The sequence below is a fragment of the Sinorhizobium fredii USDA 205 genome (assembly GCF_001461695.1).
GTDB lineage: Bacteria > Pseudomonadota > Alphaproteobacteria > Rhizobiales > Rhizobiaceae > Sinorhizobium > Sinorhizobium fredii.
In genome coordinates, this window is sequence record NZ_AUTC01000149.1 from 32,395 (window position 1) to 56,729 (window position 24,335).

The following is a 24,335-nucleotide window of genomic DNA, read 5'->3' on the forward strand; positions in this document are numbered from 1 at the left end:
GACATCACTCGTTGTCTCGGTCTGCGCGTTCGGCCTTCTGCTTGATCCGAATGCGCTCGTATTCTTCGTTGATCAGCCCGCGGATATATCCGTGGAGGAATTCAGCGTCAGACTCCGTCAGCGGCGACAGCGCATACGTCCGCCACTGGTCGATTTCATCGCGAACGTAGCCGTCGAGGTACTCTTCCTTGACGCATGCACCCTGGACCGAATCGATGATTTGAAAGCCGAATTCGATCAGCAGCTCCTGCTCACGGCCGGAAAGCGACCATGTATCGTCGTCGACGCGGCGACCGATCTCGGTCGAGCGGATCGGCGACGGGAAGAACTCGCTATCGCTATCCACGACAGGCTCCTTCGGTCGCGCCGAACGGGGTCCATGTCGCGCAGCAACTCAACGGATTCGGCTGGATATTCGGAGATCAGTGCTCTGCCTTTTTCGAGGACTTGCTCAATGCGTCCAGCGTCATCGTTCCACGTCCACGGATCCGCCCACTTGCCGTCGTCTTTCCGGAACTCGCCCATGATCGGCTCATGCTTGTCGCAGACCGTCTTCGCGTAGCCCGACAGACGCAGCCGTCCACTCTCTCCACAGATCTCGCACATGCCGAGCGACCGCAGCCGCACCTCTTCCCGGAGCCGCTCGACCTCGGATCGGCAGCCGCGGGCCGCGTAGTCGCAGACAATGTGAACAACCAGGCAGCCGAATTTTTCCTTCGCGCCGTCGATGCGTGCGCGCCACGCCTCCGGATACGTCCTGACGCGATCAGCAGCGTGCTGCAACAGGCTGAGCCATCCGAGGTCCAGCCTGAAGGCGGCGTCCGACTGGATCACATCGCCGTTGTCGTCGCGTAGCTTCCCGAACGCAGTCTCCCGCGCATCAGACAGCGCCGCGACGATCCGACGGAAGGCCTCGAGTCCGGCCTGATCACGCAAATATGCCTGATCTTCAGCCGACAGCTCCGAGAGATAGCCGAACTCGCCGGCGATGTAGGCTTCCCACTCCGGATCGGCAAAATGCGTGTGCGCGGCAGCGTAGTGCTGCGCGACCTCGGTGATGCGATCGAGATACGCGCCCCGCAGCCAAGCTCTCCGTTGATCCGTCATCATGCGCTCATCCTTTTTCCCAATCGAACCCAGCCATCTGTCGTGCGCGCCATCGATTTCTCGCGATGTAGATACAGCAGCCGGGCCCAGATCCACGTGCAAGCGTGGTCACGATGATGCACGGTTCCGCCAAGCTTCCAAAACGCAGGCAGCGAGCCGGACTGGAACAAGAGCAGAGACCAGGGCTGTAACATCGGCGCCGCGAACATGTCTTCCTCGGTCGGCTCCGTCGCGCGGCACATGCGATATTCCGGCGGCGGCAACAACGCGCCGCCCGGCGTTGACAGCTCGAGCAATCTCCTGCCGATATGGAAAAGTGTCCCGGTGTTGGCCACGAGATGCCATCCGACGCGGCGGCACGTCTCGTCGTCGGGCTCCCATATGATCGACAGCGCGCGTTCGACTTCCCGGTCGCGAAGGATTGCTTCGCAGATCAGGCTCTCGCGATCCATGGATTCGATGCTGACGCGCGGACGGATGCCGAGCGGTCGACGGCGAAGTACGTGTGCTGTCATCGTGCCCAATCCGGCGCCACCGATTCAACAAATGTGTCGGCTTCGGGATCGTACCGTCGCCACGTGCCATTGGCTTCGCGGAAGACGTAGTCACCGTCCTCGCACGGCTCGGCGCGATAGCCGTCGCGAACAGCATGGTCTTCGCAGACCGTAGTCAGATAGCCGCGCCGATTGCTCCAGCGCCCCGGCAGACCGCAATACTCGCACGTGTAGAAGCTGCGCGCCTCCGCGAGATCGTGAGCTTCGCGGATCGGAACGCTCGCGGACGTGGCATTGCCGTGATCGTAGATTCGAAGGCTGCCCAACTTTTCCTTCACCTGCCGCAACTGGTAATCCGATCCTTCCGGCAGCTCGCGGTCAACGACCTCGAAATAAGCGTCAAGGATTCCGATCCAACCGATCTCGCACTGAAATCCGAACCGCCGCGGGATCAGGCGCGGATATTTCGCCTTCAATTCTTCGAACGTCTTCATCGGCTCCAGCCCTCTGGGGGATCGCTCGGGATCATCTGGTCGAGGTCACGATCGTATCGGTACCACTGGCCGCCGCGGGTCTGCATCATGCCTGTCATTCTGCCAGGCTCGCGTCGCGGCCACGAACGCTGATCCGGGGACGCGTGCTCGTCACAGAGACACCGCCACCAAGCCATTCGATCCGGCGGCGGACGACGGACGTAGCCTTCGCCGCCGCAGACTTCGCAGGTGAACGAGCTCTTCATTTCCGCTTTTGCCTTCGCGAGGCGTGCTGGCAGGACGTCGGTGTCGCACCAGATCCTGAGTGTGCCCCACTTCTCCTTGCATTCGTGGACGCATAGACTCGGATCATGCCGCAGCGCCTCATCCACAAATGCCTGGATCAGCGGCAGCCACCCGATCCCCACATCCACATAACGCGCGGACTCGAACACGCCCGGGTAGTCGCTCTGCAGGTCGTCGAGTTTGATCGTCGGGAAATCACGCATTGCACGTCTCCTTCATCTCGTCGCAGATGTCGCAGGTGATCTGTTTCCGCTCGCCGCGATCGCGGCCGTTATGGGATCCGCAGCACATGCAAGTCGTCAGCGACTGGGTGACAAATCCCTGCAGAATACGGTCGAGGCGAAGACGCGCGGCAGGATCCAGCGTGCTGTCGTCGACGCGAACGTGCAGCCAGCCGCGGTCGGCGGTCATAGCGGTGACGGCGACGTCCGGGTAGTCGCGCATCAATGCAAGGCGCAGATCGGTGACCAAGTCGAACCATCCGTTCGGCATCGGCGCATGCTCAGTCATCAGCGCTCTCCTTCTTCGAAAATTTCCTGGAAGCGCTGTTCGAACTGCCAGAACGAGATTTCATGACACAGAGCTGCGGCAATACGCGGATCAACGCGATCAGTGAATTCCTTGTCGATCCGCGTGCGGCCGCCAGCTTGCGCGAAGATTCCGGTGATGTGGACCTCCTTGTCGATCCCTTCCTCACGCATGACGCTCAGCAAGCTGTCGAGTGCGGGTAGCTGACAGTCGTGCAGCCGGATCCGGTCGCGGGGCGGGACGGCATCGCCATGAGATGCGACGAGGCAGTCGTATTCGTCGTCAGTCATCGAGAAGCGACTCCTGAATCTCGCGAAAAGAGAGCGGTGCAAAACGCGTATCCGGGCAATCGATCCCGACATCGCGGCTGCGCCCCAGCGGCGACAAATTGCCGTGGGAGTGGCCGTAAAGATGGTACGAACCGTGGTGCGAAGCCGGCCAAACGCGGCATGCGTAATGGCTCAGGTAGATCCGGCAGCCTTCGTCCGTTGTCTCGAGCGCGTGCGTAGGCGGAATGTCCCACGGCAGGTCGCGAATGTTGCGGTTCACGCGGCCTTTGCGGTCCAGATCGTGGTTGCCGACTATCAAAACCTTGTGGCAGTTGATCGAATGAAAAAGATGTCGGACATACTCGGCATCGCCGCTGATGGCGAAGTCGCCGACGACATAAAGGATGTCAGCAGCCGAGACGCGCTCGTTGATACGATCGACGATGGCGCGATCCATGTCGTCTACGGTGTCGTAGGGGCGCGTGACAGGGCAGTGGCGGAGGATGCCATGGTGGCCGAGATGCAGATCGGCAGTGTAGAACTTGCGGCAGAAGGACATGAGGGGACTCCGAAAATAGACAAACGAAAGCGGCTCCGCGCGAGGGCGCGTCAGGCGGCTATTCGGGCTATCTTCAGTCCAGTCATGTCGGCGTTTCCTTCTATTCCGGTGTCATAGCAGGACCCGGAAAGGTTGTGAGCCCCGCCGATGCAGAAAGGCGCCGGCGAGGTTAACGGAGAGCCGCGTTCATGGATATATCCATGATCAGGCGGCAGCAAGCAGCTCGGCAACTGTCTCGTCGGGGTGGATGCCGCGACGGATGCCCATCGCCATCGCCTTGATGTAGTCGCGGCGCCGGGCATGTGGAATCCGTTTCCAGAGGTCGGCATCAAGCGACGGCGGCTTGGTCCATTGGCCTGAACGAGCAGCGCTTTCGGAATCCTCTGCGTACGGGATTTTTGGCAGATTGCCGAGGCCTTCAGAGAACTCGAGAACGACACCAGGATCCACTTGCCCCGGGGTGAGGAGCAGCCGTGCAAGCCGCATCATCTTTTCTGTCGACAGAGCGGCAGCCAGGCTGGTCTTCGAGACTGTCGGGTCAATCTGAATCGTTGTCCCAGCCCTTGCTGCCGGAGTGATCCCCTTACGCGCAACGATAGTCGCGGCACCTCCATTCTTCCCTGATTTAAGGGCGAGGTATACGGAGTACCTTTCAGTGACGGCGGCGTTCTCGACTAAACGGACTGTATCATCATCACCAGCGGCATCGAGAAGGTATTCGATGTAGTCCCGGTAGTGGCGGAAGATCGCTTCATCTCGCGACGGCGACCACCCTTTGTCCTTTCCACTGATCTTACCCCCGCCCGCATGCACTGCATCGATCGTTGTTTTCGGCAACATCTGTGTTTCGTCGTCGACGATGGCTGGACGGAAACGCTCATCACGCGTCATCATGAAGATAGCGGCGCCTTCCATGCGGTTCGGCCAGCCGTCGGCGAGTGCATTCGCCCACGACGACCGCCACAACATCCACTCGGGCTGACGGAACCCGCCCGCAATTTTCTCAACGCTTTCGATCAGGACACCGCCCATGAGCGCGTCGGCAGCGGCGATGTTCGGATAGTCACCTTCGCGAATATGCCGGGCGATTGCCGAGAATTGGCTGCGGGTGTCATCGGTCGCGCGGCTCAGGGTGTAGCCGCGAAAATTCCTGACCATCATCTTTCCTTCCTCCCGCGCCTCATCGGACAAGAGGAAACGGAGCTTCGGACGGATTTCGGTCGGATCGGCGGCGCGCTGCACGGTCTTCGGTACCGCTCTCTCGATGCGTCTCATGCCACGTACTCCAAGCCTGCGACGAACATGTCGATGCGGCTGATGATGGTTTCGATATCGTCCAAGGTCGCGGGCTTCTTGAATTCCATTGAATCAAGGTTACCTTTGATCCACCAGCGCACCCTGATCGTCTTCAACTCGTCTCCGCGCCAATCGCGGTAACGGTCGACCTCTTCCAGAACCATGTCGTCGATCGTCTGCATCGTGAGAGTGTCGTCGAGGTTGATCCAGATTTCCGAGCATTCCTCGAAGGGGATGACAGACGGGGTGGCTTCCACCGCAGCGACGGCTTGGTGGGCAACTACAGGCCTAGCTTCGCCGCCCCACACACGTTCGCGACGGGCGGCCTCGCCAGCGTCGGCAATCTCCTTGCGTTCGGCCTTCGAGCGCAGGACGAGGTCAGGACTATCGGCTTCCTCCATCGCCCATGCCCAGGCTGCTGCGTCAGCGCCACGCTTGGTGATCTCCTGACGGAGCCGCTCGCCCCTGTATCGGCGGGTCGCGTAACCGTCCGACAGTGGCTGTCCCTCAAGCATTTCCTGCAGGCATGCCGTCCAGAGACCAAAGAGGATTCCATGGTGTAGTTCAGGTCCATAGGCCTCGACGAAGGTACCCGAAGCTTTAAGCCAGACATCCTGACGCACCCGGAACTCTGGGGCATCTACTCCTCCGAACTGCTTGATGCCTGCAGCGTCGAACAAAGCTCGTCTCTGGTGATGTGAGGGTGGATTGAGAGTCAGCGAGAACTGGACCTCCGCGACAGGATTACCGCGGGTTTTCGCAGGTTCCGCGTTGATCGCTAGAGTGAACGCCTGGACATCCTTGAACTGATGCACGGCGATGTCGAGAACGCGCTCCTTCAGCTTGCCACCGCGGACGCGGCCATCTTTCTCGCGGGGGAAGCAAACCCAGTCGGCGACCTGCTCGACCGAAGTGGTCACCACCACCTTGTTGTCGCCGCCCTTGATCCAACGACGGCCGGTGGCCTTCAACTCGGCGACGAGTGCCTTATAGAGACGCGCGACGAACTTAGAGCGTATGGCTGGCAGCGCGGAGATCTCGATGTACGCGTATTCCGCCTGGGCTGTCAGCGCGGTCTTGATCGGCGCCGGAAGCGTGAAGTGGACGACATCCCCAGCATCCTTGCGCTCAATCCAGGAGACGAGCAGCGGCACCTGTTCGTATGCGCCGAAGCTTACTGTATTCCGGAGGAGACGAGAGAGGCTGTCCTTTACGGCATCGCGGCGCGCTTCGGGTCCGAGGTATCGGAGGATGTGGCGCATAGGAACAGCGTGGGTCTCGTCCTGCAAAGCAGCGTCGGCATGGAGTGCGACCGTCATCAGCAGCTCGTGGAGGGTAGCGTCGTCGGACGTGAGCGGGGACTCGCGGTCATAGGTTACACCTAGAAGCAGCTCGAGGGGCCTCGGCGACTCCGGAGCAACGACCGGTAGTGCTGCCGGCTTGTCGAGAGCCTTGGCAATGTCGCCCCTGTTCACGGGCCGAAAATTGCGTCTGTGGAAATTCATCTGTCGTCCTCCGCTACAAGTATGGTTGCCGCCGGCGGAGCGTGGCGCAAGGTCTTAGACCCAAGAATTTTCGGATTTGGGTTCAGAAGGCTCGGTGTCCCGTAGTGACATTGTAGACCCAAGGTTTTTTGGTTTGGGTCGAAGATGGAAACCTTTGAAATCACGGGGAATAACGGCGCTAGTGACGTTCGGACCCACGGAATTCGCCGCTTGGGTTCAAGTCCTCGCGAAATTCCGGGATTCTTGGGTCTAAGACGCTTTTCGCGAACGGGTCGTTTTGGGATTCTTGGGTTCAAAACAATGTGGACACACTATGCCGCCATGGGGGCTGAAGGCCTGTCCGTTTTGTCAACTATGGCGCAATCCTAGAAGATAGGCGTACGCGAGTGCGCGCGGGCGCACGACCTGGATGAGGAACCTAAAGGCTCTCGTGGACGCTACGCGCTGCTCCGCTCGACCAGCTCCGCAGGTCCCTTATGAGCGTTTCGTTTTGTTGCTTGCAACGCCGACCGTGACAATTCTCGTAGTGACGAGAGGAGAGCCGGGATGCCGAGAGTTGCTGACCCGAGGAACGAGGTGGGAAGGAACAAGACCGAGAAGTGGCGGCACAAACTGCGTGCTGCCCGCATCCCCGAGTCCTGCCAGGTCGACACGGCGGTCGCGGCGGCCGTCGCTGTGGTTATGGCCGATAAGCTGGAACATGATCCCGATCTGTCTCCCGATCTTCAGATCATTCTGGCGACCGCCCGGGCGATCCTTAAGCATCGGGGTTTCGATGGTCGTGGTCCTTCGAAGAAGCTCATGTCTCGACTCCTTCACCGGAAGGATCTGTCCGTGTTGCCACGAGCCAAGCGGAGCACATCACTATGACATTCCGATTTTTCGGCGGCTCCCCCCATTACTTCACGATTCAGAATCGTCGATCCTGGCATTTCAGTAGTGACGGGGGTGGGACATGAGACATTTCCGTCCTCCCGCATGCTCCCGTGATCCCCGCTACGGCAAGGCTCGTGAAGCGCTTCTCGTCCTTGGCGCGGTAGCTGCCGAGGATTCCGACTATGCTAAGAAGCAAAACGGGGTCGGGTTCTCGAAGTCCGACTCGACGAAAGGTCATGCCCTTGCACGTCTCAGCGTGACGTCCGTTCTCAGCAGCGACGCAACATTCGAGGAGGTGACGAAGCTTGCCGCTCGATATCGGCGCCAGGCATCGCGCATATCCCAAGGCACATTGCTGTAACTCGAGACAAATTGCGGACATTCGATTCCGATCTGCCGCTTCGCCGGCGATTGAATCTTTCAGGCACTTGGCCGGATCATGGATCCTGAATTCAGGAGACCTGACATGGCCGAGAAGAATGCCGAAATCCATACACTCGCACCTCGCGACTGGCTCGAGTCGACGCACTGAGCTGACAATGATGACTGACCTCACCCCGCGCCAAGCAGTCCTGGCATATCTCGGCGGCGAACCCGTCGAGCCGCAGATCCTGCGCGGCGGTGGCTCAATATGTCAGCGCCTAGAGGATGGGAGGATTTCAAACGCAAGCTCGTTGCCGACACGGAGCTGACGTTGGAAGAAGCCAATCGCCGTAAAGCGGTTGCCAATGCTCCTTGCCGAGTTCACGGTCGACCGTCAGATCAACGAGAGGTCACCGGAGGCCGCCTGGCATCGGACACACGGATGGCTGCATCCACTTCGGTACCTTGAGGAAGCGGCCGCTGCGGTTACTGTCGGAGAAACCACGCGGGAAGTGGTAGCCGAGGCAATGGCCGTCGATCTCGATCAGGTCGATGCGGAGAGGCGCTGCGACGCAAGGTAAACCGTCAAATACGTGACGGCACATGGACGGGAAGAGCTTATGAAATTGCAACCCTGCATGCAGATTGCTGGATGCAATTGAGGGTAGTTTCCCCCTCTGACACTACCGTTGCTCTTAATCGAAGAATGGCAGCGTCGTCCCCGAAGCACGGGGTTAAAGGTGACCCTGACCGATGATCCCTGGCGGACGAATCCTGTCGTGAGGGTGCCGCTGTTGGACTGGTCGTAGATGTCGGCAATGTCCGTGTTGAGCCAGTTCTGGTCGCTGAAGCTCGCGGTTGTCGCGATCGAGACCGCTTGCTGCTTGAGTTGTTCCAGTTCGCCTTGGATCTTCGTCCTGTCGACCCCGGATTCCATGGCGGCGACGATCTTTGCCTTGAACGCGTCCACCACGCCGATCGTGGCTTCGATGCCGGCATAGGCAGTGTCGATCTTCGCGGCTCCGAAGGCCATCGCATCCTGGGTCGCAGACATGGAACTGGCATCCGACTTCATCGTGATCGAAATGGACCAGTAGGCGGCATCATCCGATGCCGTCGCCACTCTGAGCCCGGAAGAAACTTCAGCCTGCGTTTTTTCCAGTGCTCCGGAAATGATCCGCAAAGTCTGAAGCGCTGCGATAGCTGAAATGTTTGTGTTAATGCTCGTCATGAAATGCCGCTGGAATTGAACTGGAGAAAAGGGGCATCGTCATGAGCCAGGGGCGGAAACTCCATTGGTGAACATGCTCAAGGGAGCGTTAACAAGCGCCGCAATACGGCAGGGGGAAATCCCCCTGAAACGTGCAACAAACACCGATTGTTTATGCGGCTTGGTTGGTGACCGCTTCCTGGCGAGAAATGGCGGACGCGGTCGGCACAATTGGGTCAGACCACTACCACGCGCGCTCAGGCCCCGGATCCGCAGGAACTGTTCCACCGAAATGACCCGTACGCTCCAAGATCTCGACGACGGGCTGACCTCATCGGCAGCGTTAAGCTCCGGGAAACTCGACTCCGGTCGCCGATCTCCCAAATGTATGGAGCCGAGATCGCCGAGCTCGGAAGAAACTCAACGGCGGATGATCCTGCCGGCGGCGTTTACGTGGGCTCAACGGTCCCACGCTATCAGATCAGGGAAACATCCGTGATCGAGGTGGGACATGTATTTCGTAGAGCTTTTTGCCGGGGCTGGCGGCATGGGATTGGGTTTGGAAGCTGCCGGGTTGGAGCATCTGCTGTCATTCGAGAAGGAAAAGGCTCAGCACAGCGTCCTGATGCACGCTGGCAAGGATGCAGTCAGGATGGACTTGAAGGACATCGCGACCGCTTGTTTCGCCATGAAGGAACGCCCGGATCTCATCGCTGGCGGCCCGCCTTGCCAGGACTTCTCGAGAGCGGGAAAGCGTCAGAAGACCGACCGCGCCAGGCTCACTCAGCACTTCGCACAGATAATCTGCCTGCAGCGCGTCGAGTGGTTCGTCTTCGAGAACGTCCCGGAGGCGGCACGATCAAGCGAGTACAAATGGGCACGCGCGCTCTGGAAGAGACACGGCTACGGGCTCACCGAGATCCAGTTGGACGCGCAGGACTATGGTGTTCCGCAGCGCCGAAAGCGGCACTTCTGCGTCGGCAGGCTCGATGAGATCGACGGTTTCCTTTTTAACGACCTCATGGAGGCAGCAACGAAACGGCCCATGACCGTCCGCGACATGTTGAACCCGAAAGACTTCCCGGACGACCGCTCGCTGCTGGAAAAGGGGTGCTTCTTCGCGCGTCCATGGATGGGCAAGTCGGGCGAACCGAACGGCCGCGGAATACTGAGCATCGATGAACCATGCGCGACCATCGCTCGCAACACCCACGAACATCCCGGCGACGGATACATCGCTCATCCGAAGGACGAGGGAAAGCTAAAGGACGCTCACATCCTGACACCCGAGCAAGTCGCTCGGATTCAAGGATTCCCAAGCAAGTACAATTTCCAGCGAAAAGCTTATGCTTATGCTCGCGAGGGGTGGCCGGACAAGACCATCAACCTGATGGTCGCAAACGCGGTGCCGGCTCCGATGGTCCACCGGATCGGGAAGGTCATCTTCGAGCGGCATCACGGCATTGCCTCGACGAAGTTGAACAAGACCTTTGCCATGCCGAAGCTGGACAAGTCCTTCGCCGCACATCTGAAAGAGCAGCGGCCCCACCTGTACCGCGCGGATTTCAAGAGGATTCAGGCTGACGCGGATCGCGCGAGAAAGATGATCGGCGGCCAGCCCTATGCGGACACAGCCGAGGAACTGAGGGCGCTTAAAGGCAGCAGCATGAAGGGCGTGGCGTTCTCGAAACTCCCGAAAAAGGAACGGTCGGCCTTGATCACGGCGCTGACCGAGCGCCGCAAATACGAAGACAATCAGTTCAATGCCTTTCTGGAAAGACGTCGTCCCGATCTGACGGAGGCCGCCGTCAGGAATATTCGTTCGAACGTTAACCGCGCCCGACGGATGATCGACGGCAGAATCTACGGGAACTTCGCGCTGGAGATCCAGGCCCTAGAAAACAGCATGGAGCATGGCATCCGCTTCTCCGATATGTCCGTCAGGCTGCGATCGGATCTGATCCAGGCATTGACGGACTACAGAGCATTTATTGAAGAGACATGGTCGCCGTCGGCGTGGGCACCGAAGCCGACGAAAATGCCGATCTTCGGCCATGGCCCTCAGCGCAAGCCGAGGAAGCTTCGGACCAAGAAAAAGGGTGCCGCCCTGCTGCCGACGACTTCGCGGCGGATCCTCGAAGGATCTTTGAATCTCAACCGCGGTAAGGATGAGGACAAGCCGGACGCGCTCGCGACGATGTTCAATACCGATTTGTTCCCGATCGACACTCGTCCCGAGCCCCGCTACCGCGTCAGCGACGAAGAAGAGTGGCGACCTGACGATTGCTGGATCCCCGACCCCGAGGAACTCGAACCCGAAGACTAACTTGCTTCACGCGCCGCCGACACGCGCGATTCTTCTACGAAATCGAGGAGGATCTCATGCACGCAGCCATCAACATCGAGCGCTTCCCGGAGTGGGCGAGCCGTCCGCAGCGCAACCCGCGCAATCGACTGGGTCGACCTCGGATCCGAATACGACATCGGTCATGTCGTCCGTCTCTGGCAGCGCGTAATGCGTTTCCACGTCGACCAGCTCCCAGACGACGAATCGGCCATGTGGCAGCTCGCCGATAAACTGCAGGGCCGCAGCTCTGACATTGTGAAGATCCAGGACGCGATCGTCTCGATCGACAGCCGCCATATGGCAGAATTCCGCGACGGCATCGAGTGGCCTCTGGGAATACCTTGCCGACGAGCATGGGGACCATAGGTATCGCTGGTGCAGGGATGTCGGCGAATGGATCCGCATCGAGACCGAGCAGCCGTCGATCACGAACCTCGAGGATGCCAGGCGCGCCATCGACATCATCGATAATCTGATGGACGTGGCTGCAGACAACGTGATCATGCTACGGGAGGACGCATAGTGGCCCGTCGCCCGCAGAAATCCGCCGCCGGCGTCCCGGAGACAGCCATCGAGCAGCCTCCGATGACCTATATCGCGAACCCTGTCACCGTCGCGCACCAGACACCGAAGACCAGAGATGAGATCGCGATCCGTGACGCCGTTCGCGCTCGGTTGGCCATCATCGAGTCCGCGATCGTGGAATTCGTCGCCGAGAAGACGTCGGAAGGATTCACGTTGGCCGAGATCGATGAGCTGTATGCCGTCGAGCTGCCGTTGATGCTTGGCTACCACGTCGACGGCGGTCGCGTCAGGGCGTCGTACGATGGGCAGGTTGTGGAGCGCGCCGGCCAGATTGCTACAAGTTTTGGCAAGTTTGTAGCAACGTCGAGGAGGCCGCCACGCGTCAACTTTGCCACCAGATCAGGAGCAGGATGACCGGAATGACCCACCAATATGTCACAAGGGTCTGCTTCGCCGACTGATACTCGTTTTGCAATTTCAATGCCTTTGCATCTACACCCGTCAGAACCTCCACCTTGAATCCGGTGATTTGGCGTTGATTGTCCGAAAGGATGATCTCATTTATGCGTCCGACTGCTCCGGCCTCCGGGTCCGCATCGGTTGCTTGTCGCACCCACTTGATCTCGTCTGGGTCGGTGAGAGTTCCAATTCTTTTCCCTAGGAACTTCACATCATAAGGCGGCAAGCTCGAAGCCAACGCCCCGCTTTCATGATCAATGCCGATTCGGAACTTCCAGTCGATGTCGACCTGCTCGTCGAGCTTGATTGGCGAATGCCTGGGATCGGTAACGCTGTCACCGATCATCCAGTCGAGTTCCGCCGAAAGAATTCTGCGCGCCATCTATCCCTTCCCCCGTATACGATGATCGAAATTTAACACCACGGCTCGCGCCGGCCGCTCCACGTCCGCGCGAGGCCTTCGCTCACCAAGATATCTCCAAGGCTGCGGCCATCGCGCACGAGCACGCGCAATTTGCGGCCGTATTGATCTTCGTCCCGGCCTTGCCACGCGCGCATTTCGAAGGCTCCGGCGTTCACCAACTCGATGAAACGTTCCGTCGCTCGCTCGCCGAGAGCCTTCTCGGACGCGCATTTCGGCTCCGAGGTCTCAGGCGTATCGATATCGGCCACGCGGATCTTCTCGCCAGCGACGTAAAGGGTGTCGCCGTCAACTACGCAATCTCGCTTGATGATGCCGCATCGGCTGAAAGAGGCAGCCTGCGCGGGCGATCCCGGGAGCGAAAAACACGTGTGGACCGCTGCCAGCGCCACAGCGACACCCAAGACGCCGATCAGAGCTTTCGGAGACGACGGATTTTGTTTGGGGCGCTTACTCGGCTTGGGCTTCTTACGCTTTCGGAATTGGACGACGTTGTCAGACATCAATCCATCTCCCGGTTGCGAATAGGTCGATCTCTTGAGATACCGAACCGGTTGCCCAGGACGCCGCCAACAATAGCGAGGATGACGGCCGCCGGAACGCCAGTGCCACCGCCCATGGCAGTGATCCCAACGCCCCCGACCAGCAGCCCAAGAATCGCGCCGCCGGCCGCGCCGATGAGCGACCACCTGGTTTCCGCTGGCCGCGCTTTTGCCACAGCCGCGACCCTCTGAGCAATCCTTTGCTTCATTCTATCCCCCGCCCTAAATAACATCGTAGCCCGCCACATCGTTATATTCTCCTACCCTTCGCCGCTAGCCTCATGCCAGACACTCTCGATCCCCAAGCCCGATCTGAACGAATGTCTCGCATCCGAGGCAAGGATTCCAAGGCGGAGGTTACCGTGCGTCGCCTCGTGCACGGTATGGGATTTCGGTATCGGCTCCATCGAAAAGAGCTCCCGGGAAAGCCGGATCTCGTTTTTGGTAAGCGAAAAAAGGTAATTTTTGTGCATGGTTGTTTTTGGCATCGGCACAGTGATTCGGACTGCAAGCTCGCGCGCCTTCCGAAGTCTCGCTTGGACTTCTGGCTGCCCAAGCTTGAGCGAAATGCCGCGCGAGATGCCGAGAGTAGCGCCCGTTTGAAGGTGTTGGGGTGGGATGTGATGGCCGTCTGGGAGTGCGAGGTAAGCAGGTCGAACCTCCCGCTCTTAGGCGAAAAGATACGGAAATTCCTTTGCGATGAAGTCGATTGAGCTGTTCGCGGGTGCCGGGGGACTTGGGCTCGGCTTGCATGACGCCGGATTCCGGCCGGTCAGCGTTTACGAATGGGACGACTACTGCGTCGATACCATCAAGGAAAACCAGCAGCGCGGAATGAAAGCTGTCAAGGGTTGGAAAGTCCGCCACGGCGATGTACGCGACGTCGATTTCCGTTCGTTCGAAGACAAGGTCGTCCTCGTTTCAGGAGGGCCACCTTGTCAACCATTTTCCATGGGAGGCAAGCACGCGGCGTATGACGATCACCGCGATATGTTCCCCCAAGCGATCCGAGCCGTCCGCCAGGCACGTCCGCGCGCCTTTATCTTCGAAAATGTTAAAGGTCTCACGCGCGCCACGTTCCGGAACTACTTCGAATACGTCAGGCTCCAGCTTTCGCACCCAGAGATAATTAAGGGCGAAGACGAGTCTTGGCAGGATCATCTTTCCCGGCTCGAGCAGCATCATACCAGTGGTAGCCGTGAAGGACTCAACTTCAGGGTCGCCACTCAGCTCCTGAACGCTGCCAATTTCGGCATCCCGCAGAAGCGGGAGCGCGTATTCTTCGTCGGCATTCGTGAAGATCTCGGCAAGGCATGGCACTTCCCGCACGAGACGCATTCTCGCGAATCCTTGCTGTGGGATCAGGTGCACGGCGACTATTGGGATCGACACAAGGTAGCCAAAAAGGACCGTCCCGACATACCCGCAGGTGCACGTGCCCTGGGCAAGGATGAGCGCCCAGATGAGAAGCCGTGGTGCACGGTCGCGGACGCTCTGGTCGACCTTCCAGATCCCGAAAAGAACAGGGGCAACGATCCGCTGGTGCACAATCACAGATACCAGCCCGGCGCGCGGTCGTACCCCGGGCACACCGGCAGCGCTTTGCACGAGCCAGCGAAGACCCTGAAGGCAGGCGTTCATGGCGTGCCTGGCGGGGAGAACATGCTCCGTCGTCCTGATGGCAGCGTTCGCTACTTCACGGTGCGCGAGAGCGCCCGGCTGCAGACGTTCCCGGACAACTACGTCTTCCACGGCTCCTGGACGGAAACGATGCGCCAGCTCGGCAATGCCGTGCCGGTGGACCTGGCAGCCGTCGTCGGCCGCAGCGTCGCCTCTCAGATAGGAGCCTGACTTGGCGGCGGGCTACGTCGAGTTCGAATTTGATCTGCCATCGGCTCTCCTGAAGAGCTTGGTGGACAAGTTCGCGGAAATGGATTCGGCCTCTCTGACCCACGAGCACACGATGCAGGTGCCGGACGAGCAAGGAGTGTATCAGCTCCTCGTCGGTGGTCAGGTCGTGTACGTCGGCAAGACCGACGCTGATTCCGGCCTGCGGGGTCGCCTCTCCAAGCACGCGTGGACGATCCAACACAGGCAGAACCTCAAGCCGTCGGACGTACAGTTCAAGTCGGCCCGCGTCTTCGTCTTTACGGCCATGGACTTGGAAAAGCTGCTGATCCGGCACTACGCGGCAACCTCTGGCGAGGTCTGGTGGAATTTCTCTGGCTTCGGCAGCAATGATCCCGGCCGTAATCGCGACACCACAGAGCTGAGGGCAGCAGGATTCGACGCCCAATATCCAATTGATCTCGACCATCCTGTCGACATCAAGGCTGACGGGGGCGTTCCCGCTGCCCGAGTCCTTGATGCACTCCGCGCCGAGCTTCCCTTCACCCTGCGAGCGGAAGGAGAACCCGGCAAGGTCAGGAAACCTCATCCCGATCTCGTGAACAGCATCGTGCCGCCCTTCGCCGTCAAGCCTGCGACCACTCGGGAAGTCCTCACCGCTGTTTTGGGTACGCTGCCTCCTGGCTGGCAGGCGACGGCTCTTCCAGGGCGCATCATTATTTATCGAGAGAACCGCGAATACAGTGCGGGCGTCGTGATCGGTCGATCTTAATTCCGGATCGTCAGCGTCACGCCTCTCGCTGCTATTGAGAAAACTTCTCTCTTTCCATCTCAGCGATGGCATATGCCTTCCCGAGCTCCAAATCTTCCGTAGGCGGATCGACCCCCATATTTGCTGCCATACAATCAAGGATTGGCTTGATGTCTTCAACGGCCTTAAGTGCCGGATCCAGAACTGAAAGTGGACTATAGCTGAAACCACGATCGTCGCTACGCACGAGTTGAGGCAGCCATGCGCGCACAGTCTCCACTTTGGTGTGGAAATCGGTGATCGCAAGAATGAGCTTTGGATCGAGCAGCCCCAGCTTGTTTGCAAGCGCGTTGTAGAGCAAGGGATCCTGGAGTCGAATGCGCTCCATGAAATGTTTGTCGAATGAGTCGCCTCTCGCTTCGATATTGGCGACAAGCTTCGCTGTTCGCGCAAGTTCGGTGCGGATGAGTACGATCTCTCCGTAGAGAGCGGCGGATACCGCATCGGCTTCCTCTGCTCGGAGAAGGGCGTCTCTTTGTCGGTTGAGCCGGAAGTTGAAGAGCGCGCCGATGATAAGGGCGACAATTCCGAAAACGGATCCCGTGAGCGTCCCAACGAAGCTGGCTTGCGCGCCTTCTAGCTGTGACAGCCATTGCCACATGGATTGAAACCCCATCCCCGTTTTGCGCAATGAAGCAGAACAACATCCAGAAGTCGAGTTGGGCGATCGGGAATTTGCACTTCCTCCGCTGCGATTCCCGCCGGCGTTTGCGCTCCGCGTTGATAGCGCACACCATTTCCTCAGGCACCAAGCACAGGAGGGTTGCATGGGCATCGAGTGGAGAGAGCGAGCGCCGGGAGAGTACGAGAGTTTCGACATGGAGATCTTCGACGGCTTCATCGCCGGGATCGACGACGAGGTCTGCACAGTGTCGCGTGGGATTTTCGACGAGAAGTGGGCGCTAAAGTTCCATGAAGCGTTTCCCGGGTACACGCCGGATCGGTTCGCCTACGTGACAAATGCGGCTTCGAAGGAAGAGGCTCAGGAGATTGCCGAAGGCGCGCTGGAGCCAGCGGGAGAAGCAGCATGACCGAGTTCATCGAATGGAAGACCCATCCGAAGCAGGAAGGATTCCACGGCTTTCTCGGCGAGGAGCGTATCTGCGCAGTGATCCCGTGGACGGAGAAAAAGGACAGGTGGCCGTGGCAGCTTCAAGTTCTGAATCCGGCCCTTCTGGTCTCTGAAGATGTCGTCGCCGCGAGAACGAGCGACGAGGCAAAGCATCTCGCCGAGCAGGGCGTCGCCAGGTTTCTGCAGCTCGACGAGATCATTCCTTCATACCGCAATCGAGAAGTTGAACAAGATCGTCGTCAATGGCTCACCGAAACGGGATGGTTCGACCCGATCGAGTCCCGACGCAGCCTGACACCCCAAGCCGCCTCCGGGCGGCTTTTCCATGCCCGCGAATCCTGCCGGCGTTTGCGTCGTGCCGCGGCAGCGCTCAGGTCGACATGGATCTCAGCAAGTCCTGTGACCGCGACTGAAAGAACCTGCAAACGCTGCTCGTCGACCGCCCGGAGATCGGTGAGCATACGATCAGCTTTCTGATCAACGCACTGCAGGACGCTGCGGAGAAGCGGATGTCGAATGCCCATGGGCGGTATGCTCCGAAAGAGCGCTCCGCGTACGAGACGGCGGTTGAGCTTGATGGTACTGAGCAGGAGTGGAAATCCTGATGTCCGGACGGAACTTCTTAAAGCGCCAGCGACATCCTGCGCTAGGGCGCAACAGGGAGCGGCTTGCCCTCGCCAAATATCGCCTTGGAATAATCTAGCAAGCGATATTGATAGGCGACGGCTTCATCTCCGACAAAGATTTTCTTGTTAACCGCTCCACGTTCAACGATTTGACGGGGCGGAATGACAACCTCGGTCACATGGGTAGGAGTATAGGGCAGAGCGAATTTGCCTTGAATCTCATTAGGATCGAGTCCTTTGACTTGCTCCGGTCGAAAAACCCAAGCTCCCTCTTTTCCATTTATCCCTTCCGCATAAACACGAGCATAGCGCTCCTCGCCTATCGTCTCGTAACGGTATACTCGCGTGCCCTCCCTATAGGGCGGTTCAGTCAGCTTGTATCGATTCTTCAGCATCGCGTTGACTTCCTCTGCGGTCTGCGACTCGACCTTAAATATCTGCTTGTTTAAAGTCCGGCTGTCACTCATAGCCTCCAGCGCGCGGGATATTCTATAAGGTTCATCGCCGATGCCAGCCGTCATCACGCCGAGCACTGCAAGCAGACGCTCACTTTCTGAAAGCTTTTCGCCATTTAGAAGGCTTTCTCCAATGACTGCCTCGTAAACGTCGCGCCCAAATCCTACTACCGGGGTCACCCCAAGGGCGATATCGAGTAGTGCCTCGGCCATCCTGCGAGACGCTTCCGCTTGTTCGATGTCATTTTTCTCCGCCGCCCGGGTGCCTTGCTGGACGGCCCTCAAACCCGCCCTACGCGCCAACTGTTCTGAACGCGTAGCTGGAGCCACAGAATTAAAGCGCGCTTTGAGATCACTAAGCGCCTTGAGGAGACCGCCCTTTGCGGGCGGTACATCCGCCCCTCCCCCAGACCCAGCGACAACTTTGGCATATTGATCAGATACGGCGTCAAGTACGTTATCAACGCCATTTTCGGCCGTCGCAAGGTAGCGCTCATAGTTTGGCGCTTCAGCGTTCTTTGCTATATTGGAATACTTCGAGACGTATGACTTTGCGTTGAAAGAGAAATCGCAGAACCCCTCATTACATACATTCGCCATCCTTTCATATTTCGCGATCACGCCACCCATTTGTTTTCTTATCGATGTCGCGACTTGCTCATCCGTTCCAGGCGCATGCTGAACAAGCGTGGACATGCGCTCTGGCGTTAAAGTTGATGCCCTTATCTCTTCGACCAGCTTCTGAAATTCGCCTTCTTGACTTTCACGTTGCTGTTCAGAATAAAGGTGTCCCTCCCCCCACTGCTTCGTTATTTCGCTCTTAATACTCGCCTCTGTGGAGGCATACTTCTCCTTGAGAAAGTCGATGTATGACGCGATTTCAGCTTTGGCCCGCGCCATGCCTTCTTGGGCATCGCCTCGGCCGAATAGATTGGAAAGTTGACGATTTATGCTTTGATTCAACTGATTGAGGATAGGTGACGCTATGCTAGGCCCCGCCCCGCCGGTGCTCGGTTCGACGCCAGGTGTTGAGACGTCACCTCCTGATACAGAGCCGTCGCCCGGACCCGATGTGCCTCCTGCGTTGCATTGCTTTCCTGTGCATTCCGTGGGCTCCTCGAAGTAGAAGATCCACTGCTGCTCGGTTGCACTGTTCCAGCTTTCCGAAGCGTTACCCGGAGTGTCAACTGTTGCACCTTGCGCATGGCTGCGATCGACAGGCATGCATACTGCGGCGAACACCGCAACAACGCAGTAGAGGTGGTGGCTATTTCGCTCGATTAGCCGCAGCAAGATCGGCCTCCTTTTGTGAAAGGGTATCGATAATCCCGCTCAACTTTGCAACCAGAGGATCCATTGCAGGGTGGACCACGTCAATTGTTGCCTGCTCGCTTAGTGCGCCAACTAAATCTATAAAACCGTAGTATTCATAAATAATCTCTCTGTAATCAGCAGAATTGTCGCTACAAAAAACATCCAGCGCTAGTCTGTCCCTACGAGCTGCCATCTCGGCGCATACTTTTGCGACGCTCAACTGTCCCTCAGCTCGCTTCAAAATTTCTTGATATCGGGTCAGAAGAACAGAAATAGACTCTAGGGTGACGAGCTGATTGTTAAGCAGTTTCAGATAGTTGAGAGCACCCTCACGATCATACGAGTGCGTTACAAGCGGCGATCCATTCCTTGCCGACTCGCGGTAGGTTTGCAGTTCCTGGCGAGTAAGTGGAAGTACTCCAGTTTCAGCCGGACCCTCTAATAAGTCGGCTGCCGTCGCAGGAGAAACAAGAAAAGAATGCTGAGGGACCACACACAGTTGAATGCATATGATGAAATGGGGAAGCACCGCTCGGTGAAATCGACCATGGCTGCGCATAGTAATTCCCCCTGTAGATGTCTAACTGTAACCGATTAGAAGTGTTATCACGATACTAGCAATATAACAATATTGCCACCCTTAACCCATTAGGGATTAAATCGCGGCATAGCCCGGGAGGCTCCCGAGTCCCGGCTCCAGTGCGGGTAATTCGCGACCCCACGTCGACGCTCCGTCAAAATTTTTGAAATTGCATTCAGCATCAGCACCCTCGCGCCCATGAATTGAATCTTGCAGACGCTGGTCGCCTCCTAGTCCCAGAAATTACTGGGACTTTCACAAATGGCTCCTCGCAAGTCCGCATCTTCCCGGGTGCTGAAAACGACAAATACGACCCCGCAGCCTCCGGCATCCGTTACGGAGGCTTCAACACCCCTCGCATCCACGCGCTCAGAAGCCAAGGCGTGGCACTTATCGCTACAAAAGCTGGCCGCGTTTCTGGACCGTGACCGCAACACCGTCCAGAAATACATCGACCAGGGCATGCCGGTGGTCGAGAAATCCGATCGCGACCGCAGGATCTCGTGGGTCATCGACAGCGCAGAGGCCGTAGGGTGGCTCGAGGAGCGCGCAGCCACGAAGATTGCTGAGAAGATCGTGACGTCCGCGGGATGTCGGAAGATGAGGCCAAGGCACAGCCTGCCGTCTACAAGATGATCTCGTCATCGGTCGCTGCGGCCGAAGACATCCGCATCGTCGCCAAAGTTCAGGACATGCTCGATCTGATGCGTCAGGACAACATCGAGCTGCTCCTTCGATTTGGAGCTGTACCTGACACCATTACCGGAAAGGTTGATGTTAGGATTTCCGCGAAGGTGCGTTCACTGGCGATCTCGCAGTCTACAGGCCCGTCTGGAAGCGTTTTGTCGACGCTTGCTATCTCGCCGATCTGGAAGCCGGAGCCGGGTAAGACCCTCGACGACTACTACGACGTGGAATTCATGCCGCCCGTTGGGGGCCATATACACCCGTTCAAGAAGTCGCCGCTCCGAAGGAGGCGATCCGGATCGGCGTTATGAGCCGCAAGCGGGTAGCTTCAATGTTCGGCGACGATGTCGAGGCTATCGATGAAGAGAACGCTCTCGATCAGCAGCGGGCGATGCGTCTTGGCCTCAAGGACGATGTCTATGGCGCGCTCGAGGGATGAGCTTCGACGCCATCCTGCAGTCGACGCTCATTGAAGACGAGCTGGAGAAACTGGATACGGGCGGAGCATCGGATCCTGGTTCGATCCTGTCGGCCGGATGACGGCGAAACGGGCTTACAAGTTGCAAAAAATATCACGGAGATCTCCGTGAGTGCAGGAAAGTCACACATTGTAAGCCTTTGCTTAAAAACGGCTATTTCCAATCATGACCATGTCAAAACCTGTTGACGCCTGGCTACTGGGTCCGGTTTTCTGTGCGCGTACTCAACAGCACGCAGAAAGGGCTAGTACAGTGTACCTGGTTGACATGCACACTATTGGCGATGAGCGCCACTTCATCGTGATCGACACCTTGCACCCCGAACGCAACCGCATCGAGAAGGTCAGCGACGAGCGCTTCGCTGAGTTCCTGATGAAGGTTCTCGGTACTGACATTCCGCTGTCTGAAATCGAACAGGAGATCGCAGCATGAGCACGACCGTGGTTATCAAGGCATCGGAAGTGACCCGTCTCGTTGAGGTGTTTGCTCAGGCGGCAGCCGACCTCGTCGATCATGTGACCGAGTCCTTCGGGCCGGATCATATTTTGCCTCGCGCACATCTTTCGATGTGGGTTGAGGAGACGGTCGGGGGAGACGTACTCGCGAACCTGACGCTCGGCGATCCCGATGATATCACCCAGCCGGATGCCGTGCCGCCGGAAGGGCTGCCATCGGTCTTGTACCGCGTGGCTGACGCCGGGAGCTCGACCGCACGCGATGTCGTGCACGCGCTACGCTCCCCCGAGTTTCGCGCAGTCCTCGCCGATCGCGAGTTGATCGGGAAGATGCTTGGGCACGCTCGCTACGCCGCGTTCCTCGGATCCGATCAGGCAGAGGAGATCGCAGCATGAGCACCACCGTCGAACAGCGCATGCCGCTCGTGGACCACGAGTTCCGCTTCCGTCTTCCCAGCCCGATCTGGAACGGCTGCGACGAGGAGTGGATCCGCGAGATGACGCTCGGGTCACGGGATTGGCTGAATTCACAGCCGCACGTCGTCGGATCCGTGCCCTACGAGGACGAGCTTTTCGCTTGCCTGTGGCGCGACCCGGATCGCTCGCAAGGAGTAGACATCGTCTACATGATCATCGCGACTAAAGCTTACATCGACGCGCATCGTGATGACCGCAAGGGAGCGATCGCGGTCACACTCAGCCTCGGTGCGGGCAAGTCTTGCTACGACGTCGCGGATAAACTGAAGACCGAAGAATACCTCCACGACCTTCAGGCGGTGCTCGACGTCGTCCTTGGGCAAGGACGCCTGCGCGTAGTCTGAGCCGCGCCCCGAATCCTTGAAGCCCTCGAATTTCGGGGGCTTTCATTTTTGTTCACCATCGTTCTCTAATCTTCCAGCGCACCGGGTGGCGCTCCCGCTTCAGATAACTCTGGGACGAGAGCGAATGCCCGCAGAACCTTCGACCGCGCCGGCACCTAACCAGCGCGCGCCGCGTCCTGGATCTGTTCGCGCGTTCGCAGGAGCACAGAACTCCGTCGACGAAGCCACGCGATCGTTCGACATCGTGATCACCACGGAGCATCCCGTTCGCCGCTTCCTCCCGGATGGCATGGACTGCTGCTTATATCGAGGTCGATGAGGTTCTTGTCGCTGCCGGCGTTGGGAGAGGCGCCATCGGTTCGGAGGCGAAGTCGTTCATGCATGGGGTATCGTTGTCGATTAGACTAATGATCTTGCTGGCAAGCGATGTGACGGCGTGATCTTCGTCGTCGCTCAGCAGAGGTCCGTGCCCGTATCTCGATGGCCAACCATCGCATAGAGTTCCACGGAAGGCGTCGAAACGATCATGCTTCACCATCAGCAGCAATTCCCTGCAGCCGGACGCGAGGTTCCGGAGCAGCGAGGCATCCAGAAAAATTCCGACCTCCGAAACTCCGTTCAGCACGATGCTGCCAGTGCACGCGGCCGGCAGCCGCTCCTTTTGATGCAGGACGAGATCGGACAGCAGGTACAGAGCCTCCGCATGATCTAGCAACTCGATCCGTCGAAATCTTTCGAACGCCATCAACAAAGGCCGCCATTCGTAGACACTCCCTATGCAGCGACGGCCAGAAGGGAAACCTGGTCCCTGATGCCGATTATAATGAGGGCGGCTGCCGTTCTGTGCCATTGCCATGTTTCGCTCCCGCTCCGTTGCCGCGATCACTATGATGTTCTGACCACCGGCTGTATGAAGCAAGGGCGAGAAAGACGCGGGGCCGAGGTGCAAGCGGCAAGAAAGGCCGGGCGGGCTCGAGTATCTGAACGGATCGAGCATTTGGCATGTGCCTGATCGCGAGCCTCCGGGCGCAATCGACCACACCATGTACCGCTGGTCTTGGGCTGAGCATCGCAGACGGGATCCCACTGTAAAATCAGGGGACGGAGTGCATGCCTGGTGCGATGCCCAGATTTCTCAGAAGTAAGAAGCGATCCACGCTAGGAATGGACTCAATATTTCATAGATTTGAATGCCTAGCCAAGCCAAACCAAATAGCAGCGCCATGACAATACCCATTGCGAGATCATTGGGATCGACACCGCCCTTGCTCTTTTTAGCCTTCTTGAGCTGGGATGTTGGATTGGCAGGGTGAAAATTCTTCGCTCCCCAGAATGCATCTTTGTTGAACCGAGATGGCCGCGGCGCCCGGCAACGCGGCAACGGGAGAACATTACGCTCAAGACCGAATGGCCACGCTAGCGACATGCCGTCCCGTGCCACCAGCCCTTGATCGCAGCCGTCATCCCGATATGCGCGATGAGAAGTCCGTAGACAGCGCACGCGATCTTCGCACGGGCGCCGAGACCAAGGAACGACGGTGATCCTGTCTCTTTGCGCACCCGGCCCCGAGCCCTGCCCTTGACGGCGTAGTTCGTGAGAACGGCAAAGACTATGCCGAATAGGACGAAGACGCCGATTCGCGCGTCGCGGCCGACAAGGAGCGACCAGTCAAAGACCCCGAAGTACCACGCGGCGGAGGCGATGCACGCGACGATCGGGGCCATGTTCACAAACGATCCTGCGACCATCTTCCGCTCGTAGGCCTTGAGGCTCCGCTGGTAGTGCCCTGCGATCCTGTCGAGGATCTGCCGCGATACGGCCCCCTTCATCCTGCTAGTGGATGGAATCTAACACTTGGTGCCCACGTTGACGGCGGCAATGATTTTGTCGGGATCGGCAGTCCAGG

At 58.5% G+C, this 24,335-nt stretch carries 30 protein-coding genes and 1 pseudogene; 12 read left to right on the top strand and 19 right to left on the bottom strand.

The annotated features are described in order from the left end of the window. Positions 1–4 precede the first annotated feature (4 nt). The 10 genes from N181_RS20775 to N181_RS20820 form a co-directional block, all read right to left on the bottom strand. Positions 5–346 (bottom strand): hypothetical protein, encoded by a 342-nt coding sequence (locus N181_RS20775; RefSeq protein WP_060563800.1) that lies wholly within the window; start codon positions 344–346, stop codon positions 5–7. Then, entirely contained in the window at positions 238–1,110 is an 873-nt protein-coding gene (locus N181_RS20780; protein WP_060563802.1) for a hypothetical protein, read from the bottom strand. Before N181_RS20780 ends, N181_RS20775 begins: the two co-directional genes overlap by 109 nt. Then, the gene (locus N181_RS20785) at positions 1,107–1,559 is read right to left on the bottom strand and encodes a hypothetical protein (protein WP_141322221.1); all 453 of its coding nucleotides are present in this window, start codon (positions 1,557–1,559) and stop codon (positions 1,107–1,109) included. The genes N181_RS20780 and N181_RS20785 overlap by 4 nt, the downstream gene beginning before the upstream one ends. Positions 1,560–1,618: 59 nt before the next feature. After that, on the bottom strand, positions 1,619–2,077 hold the full coding sequence (locus N181_RS20790; protein WP_141322223.1) for a hypothetical protein: 459 nt from the start codon (positions 2,075–2,077) through the stop codon (positions 1,619–1,621). A gap of 14 nt (positions 2,078–2,091) precedes the next feature. After that, positions 2,092–2,583 (bottom strand): hypothetical protein, encoded by a 492-nt coding sequence (locus N181_RS20795; protein ID WP_060563810.1) that lies wholly within the window; start codon positions 2,581–2,583, stop codon positions 2,092–2,094. Next, the gene (locus N181_RS20800) at positions 2,576–2,890 is read right to left on the bottom strand and encodes a hypothetical protein (protein ID WP_060563811.1); all 315 of its coding nucleotides are present in this window, start codon (positions 2,888–2,890) and stop codon (positions 2,576–2,578) included. The genes N181_RS20795 and N181_RS20800 overlap by 8 nt, the downstream gene beginning before the upstream one ends. Next, a complete protein-coding gene (locus N181_RS20805) occupies positions 2,890–3,198 on the bottom strand; it encodes a hypothetical protein (RefSeq protein WP_060563813.1) in 309 nt (102 codons plus the stop codon). The genes N181_RS20800 and N181_RS20805 overlap by 1 nt, the downstream gene beginning before the upstream one ends. Next, a complete protein-coding gene (locus tag N181_RS20810) occupies positions 3,191–3,736 on the bottom strand; it encodes a hypothetical protein (protein ID WP_060563815.1) in 546 nt (181 codons plus the stop codon). Before N181_RS20810 ends, N181_RS20805 begins: the two co-directional genes overlap by 8 nt. Before the next feature lie 204 nt (positions 3,737–3,940). Next, complete coding sequence (locus N181_RS20815; RefSeq protein ID WP_060563817.1) at positions 3,941–5,011, bottom strand: hypothetical protein; 1,071 nt, start codon at positions 5,009–5,011, stop codon at positions 3,941–3,943. Continuing rightward, positions 5,008–6,537 (bottom strand): RepB family plasmid replication initiator protein, encoded by a 1,530-nt coding sequence (locus N181_RS20820; RefSeq protein ID WP_060563818.1) that lies wholly within the window; start codon positions 6,535–6,537, stop codon positions 5,008–5,010. The genes N181_RS20815 and N181_RS20820 overlap by 4 nt, the downstream gene beginning before the upstream one ends. Positions 6,538–7,083: 546 nt before the next feature. Between N181_RS20820 and N181_RS20825 the strand changes: the two genes are divergently transcribed. Next, positions 7,084–7,407: a hypothetical protein gene (locus N181_RS20825; RefSeq protein ID WP_060563820.1), complete on the top strand. Its 324-nt coding sequence runs from the start codon at positions 7,084–7,086 to the stop codon at positions 7,405–7,407. Positions 7,408–8,524: 1,117 nt separating this feature from the next. On the opposite strand, the pseudogene N181_RS34905 reads toward N181_RS20825, so the two are convergent. Further along, positions 8,525–9,007 (bottom strand): annotated as a pseudogene (locus tag N181_RS34905) (flagellin N-terminal helical domain-containing protein); the annotation flags it as partial. Positions 9,008–9,497: 490 nt separating this feature from the next. On the opposite strand from N181_RS34905, the gene N181_RS20835 reads away from it, so the two are divergent. Together N181_RS20835 and N181_RS20845 are read left to right on the top strand one after the other, a co-directional pair. Further along, positions 9,498–11,312 (top strand): DNA cytosine methyltransferase, encoded by a 1,815-nt coding sequence (locus tag N181_RS20835; RefSeq protein WP_060563824.1) that lies wholly within the window; start codon positions 9,498–9,500, stop codon positions 11,310–11,312. 606 nt (positions 11,313–11,918) lie between these two features. After that, positions 11,919–12,272, top strand: coding sequence for a hypothetical protein (locus N181_RS20845; protein WP_141322228.1), 354 nt, complete (start codon positions 11,919–11,921; stop codon positions 12,270–12,272). On the opposite strand, the gene N181_RS20850 is transcribed toward N181_RS20845, so the two are convergent. Beyond that, on the bottom strand, positions 12,241–12,699 hold the full coding sequence (locus tag N181_RS20850) for a hypothetical protein (RefSeq protein ID WP_060563830.1): 459 nt from the start codon (positions 12,697–12,699) through the stop codon (positions 12,241–12,243). The genes N181_RS20845 and N181_RS20850 overlap by 32 nt on opposite strands. 32 nt (positions 12,700–12,731) lie before the next feature. Next, positions 12,732–13,241, bottom strand: coding sequence for a thermonuclease family protein (locus N181_RS20855; RefSeq protein ID WP_081319023.1), 510 nt, complete (start codon positions 13,239–13,241; stop codon positions 12,732–12,734). Positions 13,242–13,561: 320 nt separating this feature from the next. Between N181_RS20855 and N181_RS20865 the strand changes: the two genes are divergently transcribed. Genes N181_RS20865 through N181_RS20875 form a run of 3 tightly spaced genes read left to right on the top strand, consistent with a single transcriptional unit; the run spans position 13,562 to position 15,900 of the window. Next, positions 13,562–13,993, top strand: coding sequence for a very short patch repair endonuclease (locus N181_RS20865; protein ID WP_081319024.1), 432 nt, complete (start codon positions 13,562–13,564; stop codon positions 13,991–13,993). Continuing rightward, positions 13,980–15,131 (top strand): DNA cytosine methyltransferase, encoded by a 1,152-nt coding sequence (locus N181_RS20870; protein WP_060563836.1) that lies wholly within the window; start codon positions 13,980–13,982, stop codon positions 15,129–15,131. Before N181_RS20865 ends, N181_RS20870 begins: the two co-directional genes overlap by 14 nt. 1 nt (position 15,132) lies before the next feature. After that, positions 15,133–15,900 (top strand): GIY-YIG nuclease family protein, encoded by a 768-nt coding sequence (locus N181_RS20875; protein ID WP_060563838.1) that lies wholly within the window; start codon positions 15,133–15,135, stop codon positions 15,898–15,900. A gap of 31 nt (positions 15,901–15,931) precedes the next feature. Here the strand turns inward: N181_RS20875 and N181_RS20880 are convergent, their stop codons facing one another. After that, positions 15,932–16,540, bottom strand: a complete 609-nt coding sequence (locus N181_RS20880) for a hypothetical protein (RefSeq protein WP_141322230.1) — start codon at positions 16,538–16,540, stop codon at positions 15,932–15,934. A 166-nt stretch (positions 16,541–16,706) separates the two neighbouring features. Between N181_RS20880 and N181_RS20885 the strand changes: the two genes are divergently transcribed. After that, positions 16,707–16,970 (top strand): hypothetical protein, encoded by a 264-nt coding sequence (locus N181_RS20885; RefSeq protein ID WP_060563842.1) that lies wholly within the window; start codon positions 16,707–16,709, stop codon positions 16,968–16,970. After that, a complete protein-coding gene (locus N181_RS20890) occupies positions 16,967–17,488 on the top strand; it encodes a hypothetical protein (RefSeq protein ID WP_060563844.1) in 522 nt (173 codons plus the stop codon). Before N181_RS20885 ends, N181_RS20890 begins: the two co-directional genes overlap by 4 nt. Before the next feature lie 169 nt (positions 17,489–17,657). On the opposite strand, the gene N181_RS20895 is transcribed toward N181_RS20890, so the two are convergent. Both N181_RS20895 and N181_RS33330 read right to left on the bottom strand, forming a co-directional pair. Then, positions 17,658–19,385 carry a pre-toxin TG domain-containing protein gene (locus N181_RS20895; protein WP_081319025.1) on the bottom strand — a complete coding sequence of 576 codons (1,728 nt, stop codon included), beginning with the start codon at positions 19,383–19,385 and terminating at the stop codon, positions 17,658–17,660. After that, positions 19,360–19,965 carry a hypothetical protein gene (locus N181_RS33330; RefSeq protein ID WP_141322232.1) on the bottom strand — a complete coding sequence of 202 codons (606 nt, stop codon included), beginning with the start codon at positions 19,963–19,965 and terminating at the stop codon, positions 19,360–19,362. The genes N181_RS20895 and N181_RS33330 overlap by 26 nt, the downstream gene beginning before the upstream one ends. A 611-nt stretch (positions 19,966–20,576) precedes the next feature. Between N181_RS33330 and N181_RS20905 the strand changes: the two genes are divergently transcribed. The 4 genes from N181_RS20905 (at position 20,577) to N181_RS20915 (ending at position 22,428) form a co-directional block, all read left to right on the top strand. Beyond that, positions 20,577–20,984 carry a hypothetical protein gene (locus N181_RS20905; RefSeq protein ID WP_141322235.1) on the top strand — a complete coding sequence of 136 codons (408 nt, stop codon included), beginning with the start codon at positions 20,577–20,579 and terminating at the stop codon, positions 20,982–20,984. A gap of 420 nt (positions 20,985–21,404) precedes the next feature. Continuing rightward, positions 21,405–21,584, top strand: coding sequence for a hypothetical protein (locus tag N181_RS33335; RefSeq protein WP_210172816.1), 180 nt, complete (start codon positions 21,405–21,407; stop codon positions 21,582–21,584). Beyond that, positions 21,581–22,003 (top strand): hypothetical protein, encoded by a 423-nt coding sequence (locus N181_RS20910; RefSeq protein WP_060563850.1) that lies wholly within the window; start codon positions 21,581–21,583, stop codon positions 22,001–22,003. The genes N181_RS33335 and N181_RS20910 overlap by 4 nt, the downstream gene beginning before the upstream one ends. Beyond that, a complete protein-coding gene (locus tag N181_RS20915) occupies positions 22,000–22,428 on the top strand; it encodes a hypothetical protein (protein ID WP_060563852.1) in 429 nt (142 codons plus the stop codon). Before N181_RS20910 ends, N181_RS20915 begins: the two co-directional genes overlap by 4 nt. A gap of 301 nt (positions 22,429–22,729) precedes the next feature. Here N181_RS20915 and N181_RS20920 read toward each other — a convergent pair whose 3' ends face one another. From N181_RS20920 to N181_RS20925, 3 genes are all read right to left on the bottom strand, one after another. Next, positions 22,730–23,284: a hypothetical protein gene (locus N181_RS20920; protein WP_141322238.1), complete on the bottom strand. Its 555-nt coding sequence runs from the start codon at positions 23,282–23,284 to the stop codon at positions 22,730–22,732. Between the two features lie 279 nt (positions 23,285–23,563). Continuing rightward, on the bottom strand, positions 23,564–23,854 hold the full coding sequence (locus N181_RS33340; RefSeq protein ID WP_141322240.1) for a hypothetical protein: 291 nt from the start codon (positions 23,852–23,854) through the stop codon (positions 23,564–23,566). Continuing rightward, on the bottom strand, positions 23,845–24,258 hold the full coding sequence (locus tag N181_RS20925) for a hypothetical protein (RefSeq protein WP_060563856.1): 414 nt from the start codon (positions 24,256–24,258) through the stop codon (positions 23,845–23,847). Before N181_RS20925 ends, N181_RS33340 begins: the two co-directional genes overlap by 10 nt. Positions 24,259–24,335: the final 77 nt, after the last annotated feature.